The organism is Nannocystis pusilla, from assembly GCF_020073745.1.
Lineage (GTDB): Bacteria > Myxococcota_A > Polyangia > Nannocystales > Nannocystaceae > Nannocystis > Nannocystis radixulma.
This window is the reverse complement of record NZ_JAIRAU010000023.1, coordinates 24,492-43,241: the sequence shown is the minus strand read 5'-3', so window position 1 is coordinate 43,241 and position 18,750 is coordinate 24,492. Positions and strand designations below refer to the sequence as shown.

Sequence of the window (18,750 nt, the reverse complement as noted above, 5' to 3'; positions counted from 1 at the left end):
GCTCAGTAGCTGATGTTCGTGGTGCTCGCGCGGATACCGCCTTCGAACCTCGTCGAGATGACCGTGCCGCCCACGGGTTGGCCCGACATATCGAACTGGGCCGCCCGGTAGTCGATGTCGATGGTCCGAATCGGCGTGACGCCGTCGGTCGAAAATCCCGTGATGACGGAGCGCTGCGGGGTCGGGCTGCCGGCGCCCGGTACCAGCCAGTCCTGTCGCCGTTCGATCAGCGTCCCATCCGCCCGGGTCGTCTCGTGCGAGTGGTCGGCGGGTCGGTTCGGCGACCAGGGGCCCGGGACCGGCTTCGCCGGCGCGGGGATCATCGGCGCGATCACTTCGCCGGGCTTGAGCTTGCCGCGGGAGACCATCAGGCCGTCGCGGAAGCGAAAGACCGATGCGCTGCGCTCCTCGCCCTGCGGTGAATAGACCTTGACCATCAGCGCGCCGTCCTCGATCCCGCCGCGGGGGTCGAATGCGACGCCGCCGTAGTCGGAGCGGACGGTCTCCCGCACCGTGGTGCCGTCCGCGTCGTAGTTGGTCGACAGTAATTCGCTCGGCACGCCCTGGGCCGTGAGGAGCGAGCGCGACGCCGTGGTGAGCACCGACCCGGAGGTGAAGTACGAGATGCCGAGCTCGCCGCCGACCAGGCGCGTGCCGATGAATTTCGCCTTGGAGAACGCGATCTCGACGCGGCTGGCCTGGTCCGCCGGGCCCGAGCTCGTCAATTCGTAGGTGCTGAAGACCTCTTGAGCGTACGCGAGGGTGGCCGTGTGCGTGGGCTTGCCTTTGGCGTCGGCGATCGCGAACGCGACCGAGCCCGAAGCCGGCCAGCCTGCGGCGTTGAGCACCAGCCCGCTGTAATCCCCGCTGATCTGCTTGCGCGGCGATCCATCGGTGTTCAGGAGCTGGGTCGTCGACGACTGCACCTGACCCTGCGCGTCGATGACGATCTCGCTCTGCGCGTGCGGTGCACCGCCCGCCAGCGACGAGGTGTGCTGCAACTTGGCTCCGTGCTCGGAGACCTCGGCGTAGACCGCCGTGCCGGCGAGGGCGACCTGGGCGCCGTCAGGCCCGTAATGCACGAATGATACGGACTTGGGCATTTGCTTGCCGAGACGGGCGAGCGTCTCGGCGAACATTCGCGCCTCGTGGAGCGGCCATGGCTGCTTCATAGTACCTCCTCGTCGTCGCGGGTCTTCCCGTCGATCACCTGGATGATCCGGTTCATCAGCGACACGCCCTCGGCGCGCGTGGTCGCTTTTTTGTAGGAGAAGCGCATGTCGAGGCTGACCCGCGTCACCCCCGACGCGTTGTCGACCGAGCCGTGGCCCAGGTAGCCGCCGTCGAAGATGAGCACCTGACCGTAGCGCACGGGCACGGGCGCGAAGTCACCCTTGCCGTAGTCGCTCTCGAGCCAGATCGTGGCGGTGCCGTCGACATCGGTGAACGGGGCCCAGAAGTTGATCTGGTCGGGCCGCTTCGTGACGCAGATGTCGTGGTGGAACGAGCTCACGCTGCTCGTCCCGGACAGGTGAATCCGCAGCTTGGGGTGGCTGGTGTAGGAGATGCCCCGCCCGACCAGCGGCGCCAGGATCCGCAGCATGAAGCCGTGATAGAGCCTCCAGAACGCGGCGTCTGCGGGCTGGCGCGCCATCATGTCGCAGACCATCAGGTTGTCCTTCGCGCTCAGCCTGGGCGCCCGGCCATGGCGCGCCCGGTGCCGTCGCACGTACTCGTGCAGCCGGTCGAGGCGGTGCACCCTGAAGACGTCTCGACCGAGCACCGCCGCGAACGGGAACCGGGTCGTGTCGTAGGACAACAGGACATGGGTGCGTTGCGGCAGCGGCCCTGCCTCGCGCGCGAGCAGCGAGCGATCGATCTCGGCCAGAGCCTGGGCTGCCATCACCATGGTGATCAATCCGCGTCGTCGTCGTGCAGGCGCGCCAGCACCTGCCGCACACGGGCCAGGTTGGTCGAAGCGCGCTCGTAGCCCTCCCACAGGAAGAGGCCGCCCCTGGCGCTCGCTCCCACCATGATCGTGACGAGATGGCGCCACGCCCATTCGGGGAGGCCGAGCCGAGAGGAGCCAGCCAGCAGCACGCGAGCAGCGTCCTCGTCCATCACCCCCATGCCCCGGAGCGCCGCCGGAGCGCCGCGCTTCGACGTGGCACGCCCGTGGAGCAGCGGGCGCAGCGTGACCGGATCGAGGCCGAGGGTGACGCGACCTTCGACCAGCGCCGGCGGACCGCCGGTCCACACCAGATCCATCCCTTCGAGGCGGGCCGCGACCGCGTGCCCGGCGATCTCGAGGCCGTCGGCGCCGATGTTCATCGCCACGAGCTCGGCCTGCTCGCCCTGCTGCACGAGGAGGCGGCACGCGCCGTGATAGTAGGGCGCGGGCCAGGCCTCGTTGATTCGCGCCGACAGCGGGACCACCATGTCACCGACGCGGAAATGATTGGAGGCGATCGTGACGGGTCGATCGGTGGCGACGCCGTCCACCTCGAACACGATGGCGCCCGCCGGCGTCGGGACGACGGAGACCCGGCCTGCGTAGTCGCCCACGAGGGCGCTGACGGGCAGGCGCGGGCGCGGCACATGCTCGCGCGCGACCACCTTGTACTCGGACCCCGGCGTCGCATTCGCCGGCCACAACAGACCGACCCACCGCCGTTTGCCCGCCGGCGTGAGATCGGGCTGCAGGTAACCGGAGCAGGGGTTGCCGGCGTCTGCCGTCCAGCTGAGCACGCCCTTGTCGAAGCGCACCCCCGCGAGCCTGCGGCCGTCGAGATCGACGCGCGTCACCGCGGCGCCCACGTGCCCGTGGATCGACAGTGACGTGCCGGTGTCACGGATCAGGTACAGGCCACTCCAGGCGGCGAGGCTGCGGCGCAGCAGGTGTTGCAGGTCGCCCGCCATGGCCTGCCAATCGGCCGCCACGCCCTCGTCGCGGCTCCACGCCTCGGCCGCGGCGCGGGCCTGCCCGGGAGCCGCGCGCCTCATGGCCGCCAGCAGGCTCGCCGTGCAGGTCTTGCGATTCAGGAGGCGCTCCAGGAGCCGCCGGTTGCCCGCCTCGCCCGTCGAGCGCATGCCCTTCGCCGCGAGCTGGATCCCGCCGGGATCGCGTCTTATCAAAAGATCGCGCTCGCGGGCCGACAGCTGGCCGCCCCAGGCCGCCAGCGCGCCGGCCGGATCGGCCCGGTAGCGGTCGCGCAGGGTCTCGCTCTCACACAGGTCGAGGACGAAGCGCGCCGCCGGCGTATCGGGCTGCCATTGATAGCTCTGGGGGACGTCGAATGTGGCGAAGTCACGGAATGCGTGGCGCTCACGCGGGCCGTAGCGGTCGATCACCCGCAGCGGCTCGGTCGCGTCGCGGGTCGATTGACCGGGCCGGAGCAGGCCGAGACGCGCGAGCATGGCCGGGTCCGCCGGCGCCGCCTGCCTGGGGGGCAGGTAGAACGTCGAGATCCCCGTGATCCAGTTCTGGGTCGCGGGGTCGCGCAACGACGCGATCGTCAACCGGTCGATGACCGGATCGACGCCGGGGTACCGCGAGCCCACGTAATTCACCACCGGGTGCTCGGGGCCGTAGAGCGCCTCGAGGTAGTCGAGCAGGACGGAGAAGTTGCTGTTGAGATAGCCCTGCCGGCGATAGCCGAGCTCTCCGATCAGGCCGACCTGCCACAGCACCAGGTGCAGCCCGACATCGGGCCGGCGGTCGCGGATCAGCATGTCCGTGGCCTCGTACATCTGCATCCCCGGCTGGCTCGGGTCCACGCCGAGATCGGCGCACAGCGTGTCGAGGGCGCTGACGGCCGGTCGGATCTCGGCGCGATGGCCTTCTCTGCGCGCGATCTGGACCGCCCGGTGCGTCGCCAGCACGAAGATGCCGGGGTGCCCGTAGAACACCGCCGCCACCCGCTTGCCCTGGCGAACCGGGTGCAGCATGGCCTCGGCCATCTGCATGTACGTGAGGTACCGGCGCTTGGCGTCGTCGTACAGCACGTAGAGGTCGTAGGCGTCGGGGCGCTCCGTCAACAGCCAGACCTTGGTCGCCGGATCGGCGACGCAGAAGAACACGTGGTCGGCGGCGCGGATCCGGGCCTCGTCGGCGCGCGTGAAGCCCACCGCCTCGATCCCCGAGCCCAGGATCTCGAGCACGCCGGGATGCTCCGGGGGCGCGAGGGTCTGCGCGTCGTCGCTGATCGTCGCGGCCCGGGCGGCGATCTCGCGGGCCAGGAGGCGCCAGCGGCGGCGATGGGCCTCCGGATCGGGGTAATCAGGGGACGACGGCGGCGGGCGGCGTGCGGTCATGACATTCCTTCGCGTTTGCTGGCGCTCACGCCTTCAGATAGGCCATCGCCACGGACGCGCCGACCTTCACGGGCAGCGGCTTGCCCTCGAAGGTGGCGTCGGCGAGGGTCTGGAACGCGAGGTAGGCCTTCGCGCCGGTGTTCGGTGCCATCGACGCCACGACCTGCGCCTTGTCGGCGTCCGACCAGCGCCAGTCGTTCACCTCGGTGTCGGCCAGGCTGTTCTTGGCCTGGAGGATCGCCGACAACGTGACCTGGAGCGGCGACGGATCGCCGTTCACCTCCTGCACGTACTGGCTGAAGGTCGTCCAGCGGGTCGACGCCGGGATCGTGTCGTTGAGCATGTAATTGACCAGCAGACCGAGGCCCGTCGTCTGCCGCGGCTGGAGGTCCTCGAACGCCTCCTCGTCCTTCTGCTTCCAGGCGTTGAGGAGCGCCCCTGCGGACTGGAATGCCACGTAGATCGCCACGCCCTCGAGCAAGGTCGGCAGCGCCTTGGTCATGATCCAGTTGCCCACCGAGCTCAGGAGCTTCGAGATCGCGCCCGGCTGCACGTCGACGTCGGTGTCGACGTCCACGTCGACGTCGGTGTCGACGTCGTTGTCCGTCACCACGTCGATGTCGATGTCCACGTCGATATCGACGTCCACGTCGACCACGGCGATGAAGTCGACGTCGACGTCGATGTCCACGTCCACGTCGACATCGACGTCGATGTCGATGTCGACGTCGACGTCCACATCGATATCGACGTCGATGTCGATGTCGACGTTGATCGGGTCGGCGTCGTCACCGACGCCCGTGTCGGGGCCGGCGCTGTCGCCCAGGCTGTTCAGCGCGTCGCGCAGGTTGCCGGCCAGCTTGCCGATGTTCTCGCCCAGCCACTGCAGCCCCCCGGGGATCGAGGTGAGCAGGTTGATCGCGGCGTCGGCGGCCATGGCGAGCTGGACGGTGAAGAACGCGCCATAGACGAGGTCGTACAGGACCGAATACCAGGGCAGATCCGGCTCCTGGTAGGATTGGGCCATGAAGGGCTGACCATCCAGGGTACCGACGAAGCCCCAGGCGATCGTGTCGGGCTTCCCTTCCCACGACAGGTCGCGGATGATCGCCGTCAACATCAGCCCGCTCGTCGTCGTGGCGCCGGCGCTCGTCAACTTGTTGTCGGCGAAGGTCAGGGCCGTCGAACCGCCCGCGGCGGGCGCGAAGGTGGCCTCGCCGGCGGCGATGCTCAACGTGCCCGCCTGCGTCTTCGGCAGGATGAAGCCCATCGAGCTGCCGGCCGGCGGCTCATAACAATAATAGGTGCCGGGGAAGGCGTAGAGCTGGTTGGACGCCCAGTAGGCGAGCGCCGTGAACAGGCCGAAGGTCAGCCCCGGCGCGCCGTTCTGGGTGAAGAACGTCGCCGCCGCGGCGACCAGGCCCGTGACCGGCGTGTTCTCCACCAGGGTGCTGAACTCGAGCGCCACCGGCGAGAACGGCTGGCTCACGAAGGTCTGGTAGAAGGCCCAGCCGGCCTGGGCCGTCGTGACGTCGGCCGGAGCGACGCTGATCGAGCCCGAGCCCGGCGTCAGCGCGTTCGCCACGCTGACCTTGACCGGGAACTCGTCGGACTGGCGGGTCACCACCACCCGCGCGATCGGCTCGTCCGCGGCGAAATGACCCACGCCGTTGGCCGCGACGGTGCCCAGGAGGGTGTAGATCTGCTTGTAGTCGGCCGGATCCGACGAGGGAGGCTGCGTGGGCGCCTTGCTCGTCGTCGTGTAGACATTGAGCGCGTCGGGGCAGGTGCTGGTGACGTCGATCGGATAGGTGGTGCCCGCGTCGCGCGCGGGGAGCCGTCCAGGACCGGCGGGAGGGGCCTTGTCTGCAGTCATGAGTGCTCCTGGCTCACGCAGCGCGCCGGGTCGTACGATTCGCGCGACGACCGGAGGTTCCATACGCGGCGGTGAAGACACCGCCCTCATCCGGCTCGCGCCGGGGGTTCATTCGACGGGGATCTCGCCGTCTTCGAAGGGCGTCTCGTCGCCGCTCCCGGCCTCGTCGGCGTTGTCGCTGGTCTCGTCGGCGATCTCGGAGGCCTCTTCCTGCGCCTCGACGGCCTCCTCGACCTGCTGTTTGAGCTCGGCGCTGACCTGGTCGCCCATGTTCTCGACGATCTCGGGCAGCTGCTTGTTGACGCTGTCGAGGCTCTTGTTGGCGGCCGCGAGATCGCCGTCCGAGAGGCTCTGCTTGGCGTCCACCAGGTCGCTCTCGGCCTCCTGGATGTCCGGGGTGACCTCGATCTGGGCGAGGTCGTTGAGCTGCGAGCCGGCGCTCTCGATGGCGCCGTTGATGTTGTCCTCCGCGACCGCCTGGTAGGCCTCGCTCGCCTGCGGGCGGACCTCACTCACCGCCTGGCTGAATTCGCTGTCGGACTCGGGCAGCTTGACCTTGCCGCTGGGGTCGGCCGAGTCGATGAGCTTCTGATCCTGGGTGGCGACGGCGTCGCCGACCTTGTCGCTGGCTTCGTCGGCGTCGGCCTGCTGCTGCGCGTCGGGGTCGCGCCCGTCGTTCTTGTTGGCGCGGTCGTCGTTGAGCTTCTTCTCCTTGGCCGTCAGCTTCTGCTTGAGGAAGTCGAGCGCCATCCACACGCCCATCGCCTGCAGGAAGTAGTTCAGGAGCTTCTCGAAGGTGAGGCCCGACCAGAACTGATCCCAGTCCGAGTCGGGGGCCATCGGGATCGCTATCACCGGCTTGTCGAGCATGGTGCCGGTCAGGATCGCCCACGCCGTCGTGTCGGTGTCCTTGCCGGTGAACGTCCCCTTGAAGCCGAACGAGCAGTTGAGGGCGATGGCCCCGCCGGCGCTGTCGATGACCTGCCCGTCGGCGAATTTCAGCGCGGTGGTGGTGCCGCTCGTCGACTTGAGGGTGATCGTCATCGCGCTCTGGCGGTCGGTCGGATCGGCGGGCGAGGGCGCGTTGCCCTTCCTGGCGAACACGATCGTGCCCTCCGACGTCGCGCCGGTCTTGCCCGCGTCCGGCGCGGAGTACACGTAGTAGGTCTGCCCGACCTTGCCGCTCTCGTCCATGCCCCAGAGATAGGCGAAGCCGCGCATCCAGGTGCTGACCGCCACGTAGCTGGGGAAATCGAGCCCCTTGAAGGCGTCGTACTGATTGAAGAACGCGGCGATGGCCTGGTCGATGGCGGCCACCGTCTTGAGCCGCAGCGCGTCGGACATGGCCTCCTGGAACGCCACGGCCATCTTCGAGGTCGGCGAGGTCATGATGTTCTGGCAGAACGAGAAGGCCTTGCCCATGTTGGCCGCCGCCGCCGCGGTCAGCGTGATGTCCGGGTAGCTCATCGAGTCGAAGTTCAACGACTCGCCGACGACCATGACAGGGAACAGCGAATCGGGCTGCGAGAACAGCAGGTCGTAGATATAGGAGGTCTTGGTGTCCCCGTTCTCGTCGACGTACGTCTCGTCCAGCGTGAAGGTGTCGGACGCGCCGTCGGCCAGCACCGCGCCGCCGGACTTGCCGGTGAGGAGCGTCAGGTCCTGCAGATAGCCCTGTTGCGTCGAGTTCTGGGCGACGTTGGTCGATGAGTTGGCGGCGTTGAGCACGACGACGCTCTTGCCTGACGAGTTCGTGATCTTGCAGTCCGTGTTGATGGCCATTATCGCTTCCTCGGGTGACATCAGACGCCGGCGCGCGCCGGTGGCGAGACGCGCCGACCGCGGTTCCACGGGAGTCCGACGAAGACTCTCCGGGCCGCAGGTCGGGTGAATCAACCATCGACCGCCGGGCGGTAGCGCAGCTTTCTTTGTGAACGTGCTCGGGGGCGCGAAGGAGCGCCGCCTCATCTTGCCGTATTTCTGGCCAGAGTCCTTACCACCGACCCCCCAGACCGTCAACCAAGCTGGCCGACGATTAACACCGTGATTGTGACGGCGACTGCCCCTCGCGAAGCACCGTGATCGTTCGTGCGATTGGGCGTCGGAGAGCGGCCGAGTGTGCAAATGCTGCGAGGTCGTGCTCGATCGTGGCGAACCGCGTTACCGCGAACATTGTGGATCGCGATGGCAGCGCGGACGGGGTCGATCGGAGGCGCGCACGCTGTGCCGCTATTCACATGAGGCCTCCCGGGCGAAGGTATGGCGGCGGAGCGCGGGAATGCCCGGCCGGGAGAGAGGACGTGACGAGGAGCTCGTGCGCGACCTGCTCAAATCTCGAGGAGCGCGGCGATGGTGTGGCGTTCGCGCGGGCACCGGCGACGAGGCCCTGGCCAGGGCCCCCCAGGCTGGGGTGCGGGCAGGTGCGCTCGCGCTCGCACGCCACCGGATGGGGGAGCCGCCGCGCGGGCAACAGCAGGGCCCGCTGCGAGGTCCGGCGGTCGTGTCATGATCTGTCCTTCGGGGAAGGTTGAAACCATTCGCTGGATCGGATATTCGGCGAGTATGCGCCGTCGTGCACCGATCGCCTTCCTCCTCGCTGCCTCCTGCTCCGCGTCGCCGCCGGGCGGCGCCGGCGACGAGTCGTGGGGCGAGCTCTCGGGCACGAGCGGCGACCAGGTCGACGTGTCGACCGACGCGTCGACGGGCGACGCCTCGCCGACTTCCACTTCACTGACCTCCGCTTCGCCGACCTCCACCACCGGCTCGGCCGCCAGCGACGGCCCGCAGACGACCGGCGACGGCGGCACGACGGACACGAGCGGCGCAGAGCAGACGACCGGCTCGTCGGGCGACAGCACCAGCGACGGCGGGGTCCCGCTCCCGCCCGACTGCCCGCGGGTCAAGGTCACGGTGATGCCGGGCAACACGCTCAACGTCCGGCCGACGCCGTCGACCGCGGGCGAGCCGGTCGGCGCGCTCGTCCCCGGGGCGATCGCCGACGTGCTCTCGCTCGTGCACGGCGAGGTGATCGGGGACGAGGACCTGTGGTTCGAGATCGCCAAGGACGACATCAGCGGCTTCGTGCTGGCCACCTACGTCGAGTGCACGACCGAGGAGGCGCCGCAGCTCGAGCCGCCGGCCGCCTACTGGTTGCCGCTCGAGTGCGGCAAGCAGGCGAAGATCAGCCAGGGGAACTTCGGCAACTACAGCCACCAGGGCAAGGCCGCCTACGCGTTCGACTTTGCGATCCCGCTCAATACGCCGATGGTGGCGATGGCCGACGGCATCGTCCTGCACACCTACGCCGAGACGATGCCGGGCGACGCCTGCTACGACGGCGGCGGCGAGGAGTGCTTCCCGTACGCGAACCTGGTCATCCTGCTGCACGGCGACGGCTCGACGACGTTGTACAAGCACCTGAACGCGGTGAACGTGGTCGACGGCGAGTTCGTCCCGCGCGGCGACATCGTCGGGCTGTCGGGCTCGACCGGCTACTCGACCGGGCCGCACGCGCACACGATGCGCATGGAGAACTGCGGTGCCACCAATTGCCAGTCGGTCGCGCTCGCGTTCGCCGACGTCGCCGGCGACGGCGTGCCCGACACCGGGCAGACCGTCACCTCGATGAACTGCCCGTGACGGCCGGCTCCGGCGCTGCGATCACTTCGCGGGGAGGTTCGCCTTGCGGACCCCCAGGCTGAGCGGCACGGCCACCAGGGCGACGATCGTGGCGACCAGGTAGACGTCGTTGATGCCCGCCACGAGCGAGAGCGCCTCGATGGGGCCGCGCTCCGTCATCCCCTGCCGCGCCAGCGTCTCGGCCTCGCGGGCCGAGAAGAGGGACAGGAGCGCCGTGAAGATGGCGATCGAGAACGCCCCGAACACGTTGCGCAGCCAGTTGCTGATCGAGGACGCGTGCCCCGTCAGCTCGCGCGAGATCTCCTCCATGCCCGCGTTGCTGGCCGGCATCACCGCCAGCGAGATGCCCACGTTGCGCACCAGCATCCACGCCAGCAGGTAGGTCTGGGACGTCTCCAGCGTCAAGCGGCTCAGGGCGTACGTGCCGCCTGCGATCATCAGGACGCCGGTCGTCATCAGCGCGCGCGGCCCGAGCGGCGTGTACATGCGACCGACCGCGGGCATCAGCAGCGCCATGGCGAGGGACGCCGGGAGGAGGACGAGGCCGGTCTCGAGCGGCGTCACGCCCTGGATCGTCTGCAGGAACACCGGCACGAGGAACGCGCCCGAGTACAGGCTGATCGTGATGATGCACGAGATGATCAGGGTCACCAGGTAGCGGCGGTTGGCGAGCACCCGCAGGTCGAGCAGCGGATGGCGCGTCCGCAGCTCTCTGACGACGAAGGCGAGCAGCGACAGGGCCCCGAGGACGAACAGGGACACGGTGCTGACATTCGTCCAGCCCCAGTCTCTGCCCTGGCTGAGGGCGATCAGGAGCGACAGGGTGCCGGTGATGACGGTGAGCAGCCCGGGCAGGTCGAACGCCTGCGGGACCTGCAGGCGGTAGGAGGGGATCGTCCGCGCGGCCAGGGCGACGGCGACGAGGCCGAGCGGCACGTTGATGAAGAACAACCACCGCCAGTCGGCCAGGGTGATGAGCCAGCCGGCGAAGGTCGGCCCGAAGGCGGGGGCCAGGCTGGCGGCGAGGCTCCACAGGCTGGCGGCCAGCGCCTGCCGTTCGCGGGGCAGGAGCTGGTAGATGAGCGTCATGGTCGCCGGCATGATGGCGCCGCTGAACGCGCCCTGGACGAACCGGAAGGCCACGAGCGAGTGCGTGTCCCAGGCCAGGCCGCACAGCACGGACGCCAGGGTGAAGCCGACCAGGCTGGCCACGTACAGCGCCTTGAAGCTGAAGCGCCCGCCGAGGTAGCCGGTGAGCGGCGCGCAGGTGCCCATGGCGAGCATGAAGCCGGTCAGGGTCCACTGCAGCAGCGACAGCTCGGCGCCGAAGTACCGCTGCAGCTCGGGGATGGCGAGCGTGATCGTGCTCGAGCTCAGCACCGACATGAACGACCCGACGAACAGGGCGAACATGAACGGCCAGAATCGAACGACTCGCGGCTCTTCGGGCGGCTGCATCGGGCGGACCGTCCCCATACCAGCGGCGCGCTGCGTCGTCGTCGGTCGCGCGTGTGCGCTGTTTCTCAGTTCATGCCCTTCGCGGGCGCGCACAGCCGCGCGCGCAGCATGGCCACGGGGGTGTCCCAGTGGTGCTCGAACCAGAAGTCGAGGAAATGCGGCGACGCGCGGCCGCGGCGGTACGCCGCCCGCACCCGCCGCAGGTACTCGGACGCGCCGACGCCCGCGTGGCGGTCCTTGAGCTGCCCGAGCGTGCCGACCGCGAGGATGAGCAGCGCGGTCCGGATGCCCAGGTTGCCGAGAGCGTACGCCTGCAGCTCCATCTCGCCCATCACGTCGGTGCCGTAGCCCGTCAGCACGTGCATCAGGTCGTGCGTCTCGCGGTAGCGCTTGGCGATGAAGTCGACATCGCTCCTGAGCTCGAGCGTCGTCGCGAACGGCGAGATCTTGTTGTCGCGGTAGTAGCTCGCGTACGCCCGTCCGAGCGTCCCCTCGGGCAGGCGCTCCAGCGCGTCCAGGTCCAGATCTCCGGCCTGCAGCGACGGGTGCTCGGACAACATGCGGCGCCACGCCTCGCTGCCCCGCAGCTCGCGGGCGAGCGACGCGTAGACGTTGCCGTCGAGGCAGGCGTTGAGCAATTGACCGTACACGGGGTTGCCCTCGTCGCCCTTGATCAATTTCAGGAGCCGGAGCGACAGGCGCAGGCGCGTGAACAGCGAGGCGCCGTCGGGCAGCGACAGGGTCGCGGGATCGATCGTCGAAGCGGTGGTCATGATCGTGTGTGGGGCAGGGGGTCGCGCGCTCAGGGCACGGGGACGAATCGGTAGAGGGCGCTCTCGATGTCGGACGACACATAGATGGTCCCCGAGCGGCCGACGGCGACCCCGGTGGGCACGTAGCCCGGCGGCAGGCCCTCGCTCTCGGGCATGCCGATGGGCAAGCCGCCGGCGATCACGGCGGAGCGCCCGCTGGTCGGGTCGATGCGCACGAGTCGTTTGCGGCCGACCTCGGCGACGACGAGGCCGCCGTCGGGCAGCCGGGCGATGCCCTCGGGCGCCCGCAGGCCCTTCGCCACCGTGCGCCGCGCTCCGTCCGCCAGGCGCACCCGGGTCACTCGCCCCGAGCGCACCTCGGTGACGTACACCCGGGGCTCCGCGGCCTCCGTGTCGGCCACCAGCCCGACCGGCCCCTTGAGGCCCTCGGTCAGCACGGTGGTCTTCGGCGGCTCGGAGGTGTCGACGCGGACGAGCCGGCCCGTGCTGGCCTCGGCCACCAGCAAGGTGCCGTCGGCCAGCTCGAGCGCGCCCTGGACGCCGTTCGTGTTGGCGATCGTGCGCAAGATCTGTCCGGTGGCTCGATCGAGCACCTGCAGGCTGCCGAGGTACGCGCTGCTGAGCACCACGTGCCTGGCACCGAGGCTCACCTGCATCGGGAAGACCATCGGCGTCGACAGGACGCGGGTCGTCTGGTGGATCTTCCCGTCGCGCCCGCCGACCCGGCGAAGCGCGTAGACATCCGCCACGTACAATTGCTCGTCCGCGTCGTCGGGCGCGACGGCGAGGCCGGCAGGCACGGTGAGGCGCGCCGCGACCAGCGTCCGGACCGAGCCATCCGCGGGATCGACCACGCGGATGTCGTTGTCCACCATGTTCGACACGTACACCTTGTCGTCGGGGCCGAGCGCGAGGTTGTCGAGCCCGGTCGGCAACCTCGCCACGACCTCCTTGGCGCCGGTGGCCACGCGCACGCGCACCAGCTCACCGGTCGCCGCGTCGACGACGTAGAGGTGTTCGCGGCGCGCGTCGAAGTTGACCGCCGTCGGCATGGCGAAGCCGTCGGCGACGACGTCGATCTTGCCGCTGTCGACGTCCAGCCGCACGACCTGCCGCTTGAGCAGGAGCGGGCCGTACAGCCGATCGTCGGGACCGAATTCGAAGCCGTTGAGGAAGCCGGGATTCGCGAGGATCTGCTTCGGCTTCTTGTTGCCGCGCGGGTCGACCTCCCACAGCGCGTCGGCGCGGCCGAGCTGGGTGACGTAGAGCCGGCCGTCGCCGCGGAAGGCCAGCGAGTTGAGGCCCGGCAGGTCGTCGGCGATGACGCGCGTCTTGCCCTGGGGCGTGCGCCGCATGAGCCGGCCGGAGAAGTACCCGGTCCAGTAGACGGAGCCATCGGGGCCCAGGGTCACGTCATCGGCGCCGCCGAGCGGCGGCCCGACCAGGGTGGACACCGCGCCGCTCTTCAGATCGACGGAGTGGACCGACTGGCCGAGCAGGTTGCTGGCCAGCAGGTGCCCCTTGCCGTCGACGACGAGCCCGTGGACGCCCTGGAAGGGCGAGCCGGCGACCACGACCTCCTGCCGGTAGGTCGTCGGCGGCGCGGCCGCGGCCTGGCCGCTGCCGAGCAGCACGCCGGCGACCAGGAGCTCGCAGAGCGCTCGATGCATGGACGTCCTCCGGGACAGGTGCGAGCGACTCATGACTCGGCCGTCCTGGTGAGCTCGAGGCCGGCGAGGTCGTCGCCCTTGCGCCAATTTCGCAGGACCTCGATGAACTCGAGCGTGCCGCCGGCGAAGCCGGCCATGCGGATCTCACGCGGGCCGAACGCGGCGCCCTCGTTGTTGTAGTAGCCGGGCGTGCATTCGGGGCCGCCGAAGGCGACGCCGCCGCTCATGAGGTGGCTCATGATCACGCCCCACCACTCCTGCTGCGCCTGCTCGGTCGGCTCGATCGTGGCGATGCCGCGCTGCAGGCAGCGCTCGATGATGTAGGCGGCGTGTTGCGACTGCTCGTCGAGGATGTGCACGAAGTTGATCGCCCAGCCGCTCTGGGTCGTGCTGAACATCAGCAGGTTGGGGAAGCCGCGGGCGTGCATGCCGTGGAGCGTCGACGCGCCCTCGGCCCAGCTGTCGCGCAGGGAGGTGCCGCCGCGCCCGCGGATGTCGAAGCCGAGCCGGCGGGTGTACTCGCTCGAGACCTCGAAGCCCGAGGCGTAGATCAGGCAGTCGACCGGGTACTCCTGGCCGTTGACGACCACGCCGGTGGGCGTGATCCGCTCGACGCCCTTGCCCTCGGTGTCGACGAGCCGGACGTTGGGGCGGTTGAACGTGTCGAGGTATTCGTCGTGGAAGCAGGGCCGCTTGCACAGCTGATAATAGTAGGGCTTGAGCGCCTCGGCCGTGGCCGGGTCGCGGACGATCGCGTCCACCCGCGCGCGGATCTCCTCCATCTTGCGGAAGTCGGCCTGCTGGCGCAGCTCGGCCGCCTCCTCCGGGGTCTGCGCGCGGCGGCTGCCGTCGTCGGCGAAGATGTACGTCCAGCCGTCGCGCACCAGGTCGACCTCCTGCGGGCGGCCGGACACGATCGCGGAGAAGTTGCGGATGCGCTCCTGCTGCCAGCCGGGCTGGAGCGTCTGCTTCCACGCCTCGTCGGTCGGCTGGTTGTCGCGCGCGCCGATGCTCGAGGGCGTGCGCTGGAAGACGTACAGCTGCCTGGCCGCGGCGCCGAGGTGGGGGATCGCCTGGACCGCGGTCGCCCCGGTGCCGATGATGCCGACGCGCTTGTCGGCCAGCTTGTCGAGGCCGCCCATCGGGCCGCCGCCGGTATAATCATAGTCCCACCGGCTGGTGTGGAAGCTGTGGCCCTGGAACGTCTCGATGCCCGGGATGCCCGGCAGCTTGGCCTTGTGGAGCACGCCGCCGGCGATGATCACGAAGCGCGCCGCCAGCCGGTCGCCCCGGCTGGTCGTGACGATCCAGCGATTCGCGGCGTCGTCCCAGTCCATTCGCTCGACCAGGGTCTGGAACAGCGCCGCCCTGTAGAGGTCGAACTGGCGGGCGATCCGCTGGCAGTGGGCGAAGATCTCCGGCGCCTTGGCATACTTCTCGGTCGGGATGTAGCCGGTCTCCTCGAGCAGCGGCATGTAGATGTACGACTCGACGTCGCAGGCCGCCCCCGGGTAGCGGTTCCAGTACCAGGTGCCGCCGAAGTCGCCGCCCTTCTCGACGATGCGCAGCGAGTCGACGCCCGCCTGGCGCAGCCGCGTCGCCGCCAGCAGGCCGCCGAAGCCGGCGCCGACGACGAGCACGTCGATCGCCTCGTTCACGGCCGGACGGGTGAAGCCCGGCTCGACGTGGGGGTCGCGGTCGAAGTCCTTGTAGACGCCGCTGAAGTCGACATACTGCGCGCTGCCGTCGGGGCGCAGCCGCTTCTCGCGCTCGATCCGGTACTTCTCCCTCAGCGCCTCGGCGCTCTTCGTCGCATTCATCGCGTACATCCTTTCGGTTCGACAGGGCCCGGCCCGGACTGCGGGCTCACGGGCGCCTGTATGGTGATTGCTTCACGTCGATCGTTTCGTCCGTCCGGGCGGAGGTTTCGCGCGGGCGACGCGGGCCGATCTCGCCCGCAGGGGCGTGACGGGGGCGAGCCACAATCCGACGAGCGCGTCGACCAGCCCCGACGCCGTCGATTCCCAGGTCGAGCGGCGCGGGGCCGTGCCCTCGTGCAATGCACGCTCGCGCTCGGCGCAGATGTGCACGACCATCAACCGGCCCATGTCGTTGCGCTCCTGTCTCACGCGCTCGGGGAGCCGCGGGACCAGGCGGAACATGCCCCGGTGGCCCTGCTGCATCGACCGCGAGGCGAACGTCTCGTCGAACAGGAGCTTGCGAAACGAGGGGTGGGTGGTCACCTGGGCGATGCACCGCGCATACCAGGAGGGGACGCCCAGCGAGGCGAGGTGCTCGATGGACGGCCGCACGAGGCAGGCGACCCAGTCGCGCAGCTCGGTCGAGCCGGCGATCTCCGCGAGCATCTCGGTGCGCCGGCGCTCGATCGGCTCGGCGTGCCGGCGCAGCATCGCCACCACGAGGTCCTCCTTCGAACCGAAGTGGTAGCCGACGGCCGAGTTGTTCAACTGGCCGGCGGCCTCGCTGACCTGCCGGTTCGAGACGGCCTCGACGCCGTGCTCGGCGAACAGCCGCTCCGCGGTGAGCAGGAGCAGTTCGCGCGTCTCGCTGCTCCGGACCTGCTTGCTGTGGTCTGCGCACATCAGGACCTCTCGCCTCGCCCGCGAATCCTCCGCGGAGGGGATAAGTCGACTGACTTAGAAAGTCAACTGACTTAATTCACGCCTCGTGAGCGAATCCGTGGAGCTGCCGTTCAGGGCGAACGGGCGCGGGTTCGTCGCGGTGCGCGCGATCGGGCGGCGCCGTGCTCGCGTCGAGGCGAGCTCCTTCTCACGTCCGGCCGCACTGCTCGCAATTCCCATGTCCGCGATTCGTGGCAGTCGGTGTCTCCGTCACCCCTGCTCGTGCTCTTCGGCGATGACCCGGAAACGACACGCCCGCGACGCGTCGCACTGCCCACATTGCACGCGCCGGGCCGCCGACCCGACGAGCTCTCCCGCGGCGGCCCGGCGATCTGACGATTCACGACTTCGCAGGGCGTCGTGGGACGTCTCGGGCTGTCCGCAAGGTCCGCGCAGTGCCCGGCGCGCGCTGTTGCGCGTGCACGCGGGCCCGCGATTGTGCGAAGCTGCGGAGATGGTGGCCCACGAACACCCGGCGGCACGCTCCGCGAGCGAGCTCGAGGTGCTCCGCCGCGGCCACCACGGCAAGGTCGTCGCGCTGGTGGTGGTGCTGGTGGTGGTCCTCGGCGCGGTGTGGTGGTACGTCGCGCCGCGAGGCATCGGCCGCGCCGAGGCGGACGACCGCGTGCTGGTGGTGAACACCTCCGGGACCCGCTATCGGCCCAGGCTCGCGGCCTGGGGCTTCGACGTGCACGAGGGCCGGCTGCCCGAGCTGATCGAGGAGCTGCGCGAGGCGCTGCCCGACGCCGAGGAGACCGGAGCCGCGGCCGCGTTGAAGCTGGCCGACTGGTCCGGGTTCGCCTACGTGGCCTTCGAGGATCCGGCCGCGCTCGAATTCACCGGCGTCGACCTCGCAGGCGGCCCTCCGACCTTCGCGCCTCACCACCGCTTCGCGGTCGTCAGCGCCGGCGACCGGGGGTCGCCCCACGTGCTCACCGTCAACCCGCCACCGTCGCCCGCGCGACACGGCGCCGAGCTCGACCTGCTCACCGCGCTGTTCGCCCAGGAGGCCCTGGCGGCGACGCTGCGCGCCGACGTCACGGCATCGACCGAGGTGGTGCAGCTGCGCGAGCGCGTGCAGGGCGGCGTCCTCGCCGTCGAGGCGATCCCCGCCGCCGAGGCGGCGATCGAGGGGATCGAGCTGCGAGCCCGCGCGACGCTGAACGACCGCGAACGCGCCGAGCCGCGGCCGCGCCTGCTCGGGACGGTGCACGAGAGCGTGATCCCGACGCCGCTCGCCGACGGCGGCCTGCTCCTCCGCGCCCGCGCCGTGCGCTTCAGCGACAGCTTCAGCGGCGCGCTCGACATCGACGCGGTCGCCCGCTGGCTGTACGTCCCGCCGGGCGCCGATCCGGCGAGCGAACGCGTGCCCTGTGATTCGCTGTCCGGCGGCACGTTCGACGCTTCGATCGGGCGATCCGAGGTGGTGGCGTCGCCGCAGGGCGATGCGATCCTGATCGCCGCCGGCGGCCGCGGGCAGCTGTGGCGACTCGCAGGCGAGGGGTGCCGCTTCGAGCTCCTCGGCGACATCCAGGTCCCGCTGGCGCCGGCCGACCTGGGACAGCCGCACCGCTCCGGGGCGGTGGCCCGCGCCGACGGGCTCGGGAGCGAGGGCTTCGTGTACCTGGTGAAGCCGAACGACGAGGCGCCGCACGAGCTGGTGCGCACGCGGTCGATCCTCCGCTCGCCGACCTGGCTCGCGGACGACGCGCTGGCGGCGGCGGAGTCGCCGGGAAGACCTGGCCTTCGGGACAGCTTGATCTTGCTGGCCACGGCGCACCCGGACCGGGCGCTGCGCGTCGACGCGGCCGAGTTCGACGGCTCCTCGGGGATCTTGCACATCCTGGCAGCCCCACCCGGCCCGTCGGGGCCGCGCCTGCTGGTCACCACCACCGGCGATCGCGGGCAGCGGCTGTTCCGCGTCGACCTCCCGGGGCCGGTGCCCGAGCTGGTGGCGGCCGCGGTCGCGCGCGTGAACATGAAGGCCCAGCCGGCCGCGGTCCGCGACGGGTCGCAGTCGCTGGTGGTGACGCTCGCCAGGACGTCCGGCTGGACGTTCGCGCCGCTGACCCCCAACGTCGACGTGACGAGCCCGACCGTCGCGCCCGACGGCCGCCTCGTCGCGTTCGCCACCGACGCGAACCTCTCGGGCCGCCACGAGCTGGTGAGCGTGCCGCTCGCCGGCGGGCCGATGCAAACCCTGACGCACAACGACCTCGACGACCGCGACCCGCGCTTCTCCGCCGACGGCCGCACGATCGTGTTCACCACGACCTTCCCGATCGAGCGGACCCGCTGGACGCTCACGGCGGCGCGCTCGCTGCCCGCGCCGGAGTGACGCGCGCCGGGCCACCGACGGGCCGCGATGCTGGTACACC

12 protein-coding genes are annotated in these 18,750 nt (G+C 70.0%); 2 read left to right on the top strand and 10 right to left on the bottom strand.

From position 1 onward, the window contains the following. Positions 1-2 precede the first annotated feature (2 nt). The 5 genes from K7C98_RS17180 to K7C98_RS17160 form a co-directional block, all read right to left on the bottom strand. Positions 3-1,139: a hypothetical protein gene (locus K7C98_RS17180; protein WP_224192752.1), complete on the bottom strand. Its 1,137-nt coding sequence runs from the start codon at positions 1,137-1,139 to the stop codon at positions 3-5. A gap of 29 nt (positions 1,140-1,168) precedes the next feature. After that, positions 1,169-1,909, bottom strand: coding sequence for a hypothetical protein (locus tag K7C98_RS17175; RefSeq protein WP_224192751.1), 741 nt, complete (start codon positions 1,907-1,909; stop codon positions 1,169-1,171). Between the two features lie 5 nt (positions 1,910-1,914). Next, entirely contained in the window at positions 1,915-4,314 is a 2,400-nt protein-coding gene (locus tag K7C98_RS17170; RefSeq protein ID WP_224192750.1) for an SAM-dependent methyltransferase, read from the bottom strand. Between the two features lie 25 nt (positions 4,315-4,339). After that, positions 4,340-6,190, bottom strand: coding sequence for a hypothetical protein (locus K7C98_RS17165; protein ID WP_224192749.1), 1,851 nt, complete (start codon positions 6,188-6,190; stop codon positions 4,340-4,342). A gap of 108 nt (positions 6,191-6,298) precedes the next feature. Then, positions 6,299-7,972, bottom strand: coding sequence for a hypothetical protein (locus K7C98_RS17160; RefSeq protein ID WP_224192748.1), 1,674 nt, complete (start codon positions 7,970-7,972; stop codon positions 6,299-6,301). Between the two features lie 780 nt (positions 7,973-8,752). On the opposite strand from K7C98_RS17160, the gene K7C98_RS17155 reads away from it, so the two are divergent. Continuing rightward, a complete protein-coding gene (locus K7C98_RS17155) occupies positions 8,753-9,829 on the top strand; it encodes a peptidoglycan DD-metalloendopeptidase family protein (protein ID WP_224192747.1) in 1,077 nt (358 codons plus the stop codon). Positions 9,830-9,850: 21 nt separating this feature from the next. Here the strand turns inward: K7C98_RS17155 and K7C98_RS17150 are convergent, their stop codons facing one another. The 5 genes from K7C98_RS17150 to K7C98_RS17130 form a co-directional block, all read right to left on the bottom strand. Beyond that, a complete protein-coding gene (locus K7C98_RS17150) occupies positions 9,851-11,287 on the bottom strand; it encodes a DHA2 family efflux MFS transporter permease subunit (RefSeq protein WP_224192746.1) in 1,437 nt (478 codons plus the stop codon). Between the two features lie 65 nt (positions 11,288-11,352). Beyond that, positions 11,353-12,060: a ubiquinone biosynthesis protein COQ4 gene (locus K7C98_RS17145; RefSeq protein ID WP_224192745.1), complete on the bottom strand. Its 708-nt coding sequence runs from the start codon at positions 12,058-12,060 to the stop codon at positions 11,353-11,355. A 29-nt stretch (positions 12,061-12,089) separates the two neighbouring features. Then, entirely contained in the window at positions 12,090-13,730 is a 1,641-nt protein-coding gene (locus tag K7C98_RS17140; protein WP_224192744.1) for an SMP-30/gluconolactonase/LRE family protein, read from the bottom strand. Between the two features lie 29 nt (positions 13,731-13,759). Further along, positions 13,760-15,550, bottom strand: a complete 1,791-nt coding sequence (locus tag K7C98_RS17135) for a flavin-containing monooxygenase (RefSeq protein ID WP_224192743.1) — start codon at positions 15,548-15,550, stop codon at positions 13,760-13,762. A gap of 72 nt (positions 15,551-15,622) precedes the next feature. Continuing rightward, complete coding sequence (locus K7C98_RS17130) at positions 15,623-16,333, bottom strand: TetR/AcrR family transcriptional regulator (RefSeq protein WP_224192742.1); 711 nt, start codon at positions 16,331-16,333, stop codon at positions 15,623-15,625. Between the two features lie 493 nt (positions 16,334-16,826). Between K7C98_RS17130 and K7C98_RS17125 the strand changes: the two genes are divergently transcribed. Next, positions 16,827-18,710: a TolB family protein gene (locus K7C98_RS17125; RefSeq protein ID WP_224192741.1), complete on the top strand. Its 1,884-nt coding sequence runs from the start codon at positions 16,827-16,829 to the stop codon at positions 18,708-18,710. Positions 18,711-18,750 lie beyond the last annotated feature (40 nt).

Coding starts and splice junctions, on each gene's coding strand:
- K7C98_RS17145 (WP_224192745.1), bottom strand. CDS start 12,060: ATGACCACCGCTTCGACGATCGATCCCGCGACCCTGTCGCTGCCCGAC.
- K7C98_RS17140 (WP_224192744.1), bottom strand. CDS start 13,730: ATGCATCGAGCGCTCTGCGAGCTCCTGGTCGCCGGCGTGCTGCTCGGC.
- K7C98_RS17165 (WP_224192749.1), bottom strand. CDS start 6,190: ATGACTGCAGACAAGGCCCCTCCCGCCGGTCCTGGACGGCTCCCCGCG.
- K7C98_RS17135 (WP_224192743.1), bottom strand. CDS start 15,550: ATGAATGCGACGAAGAGCGCCGAGGCGCTGAGGGAGAAGTACCGGATC.
- K7C98_RS17130 (WP_224192742.1), bottom strand. CDS start 16,333: ATGTGCGCAGACCACAGCAAGCAGGTCCGGAGCAGCGAGACGCGCGAA.
- K7C98_RS17155 (WP_224192747.1), top strand. CDS start 8,753: ATGCGCCGTCGTGCACCGATCGCCTTCCTCCTCGCTGCCTCCTGCTCC.
- K7C98_RS17160 (WP_224192748.1), bottom strand. CDS start 7,972: ATGGCCATCAACACGGACTGCAAGATCACGAACTCGTCAGGCAAGAGC.
- K7C98_RS17180 (WP_224192752.1), bottom strand. CDS start 1,139: ATGTTCGCCGAGACGCTCGCCCGTCTCGGCAAGCAAATGCCCAAGTCC.
- K7C98_RS17150 (WP_224192746.1), bottom strand. CDS start 11,287: ATGCAGCCGCCCGAAGAGCCGCGAGTCGTTCGATTCTGGCCGTTCATG.
- K7C98_RS17125 (WP_224192741.1), top strand. CDS start 16,827: ATGGTGGCCCACGAACACCCGGCGGCACGCTCCGCGAGCGAGCTCGAG.
- K7C98_RS17170 (WP_224192750.1), bottom strand. CDS start 4,314: ATGACCGCACGCCGCCCGCCGCCGTCGTCCCCTGATTACCCCGATCCG.
- K7C98_RS17175 (WP_224192751.1), bottom strand. CDS start 1,909: ATGGTGATGGCAGCCCAGGCTCTGGCCGAGATCGATCGCTCGCTGCTC.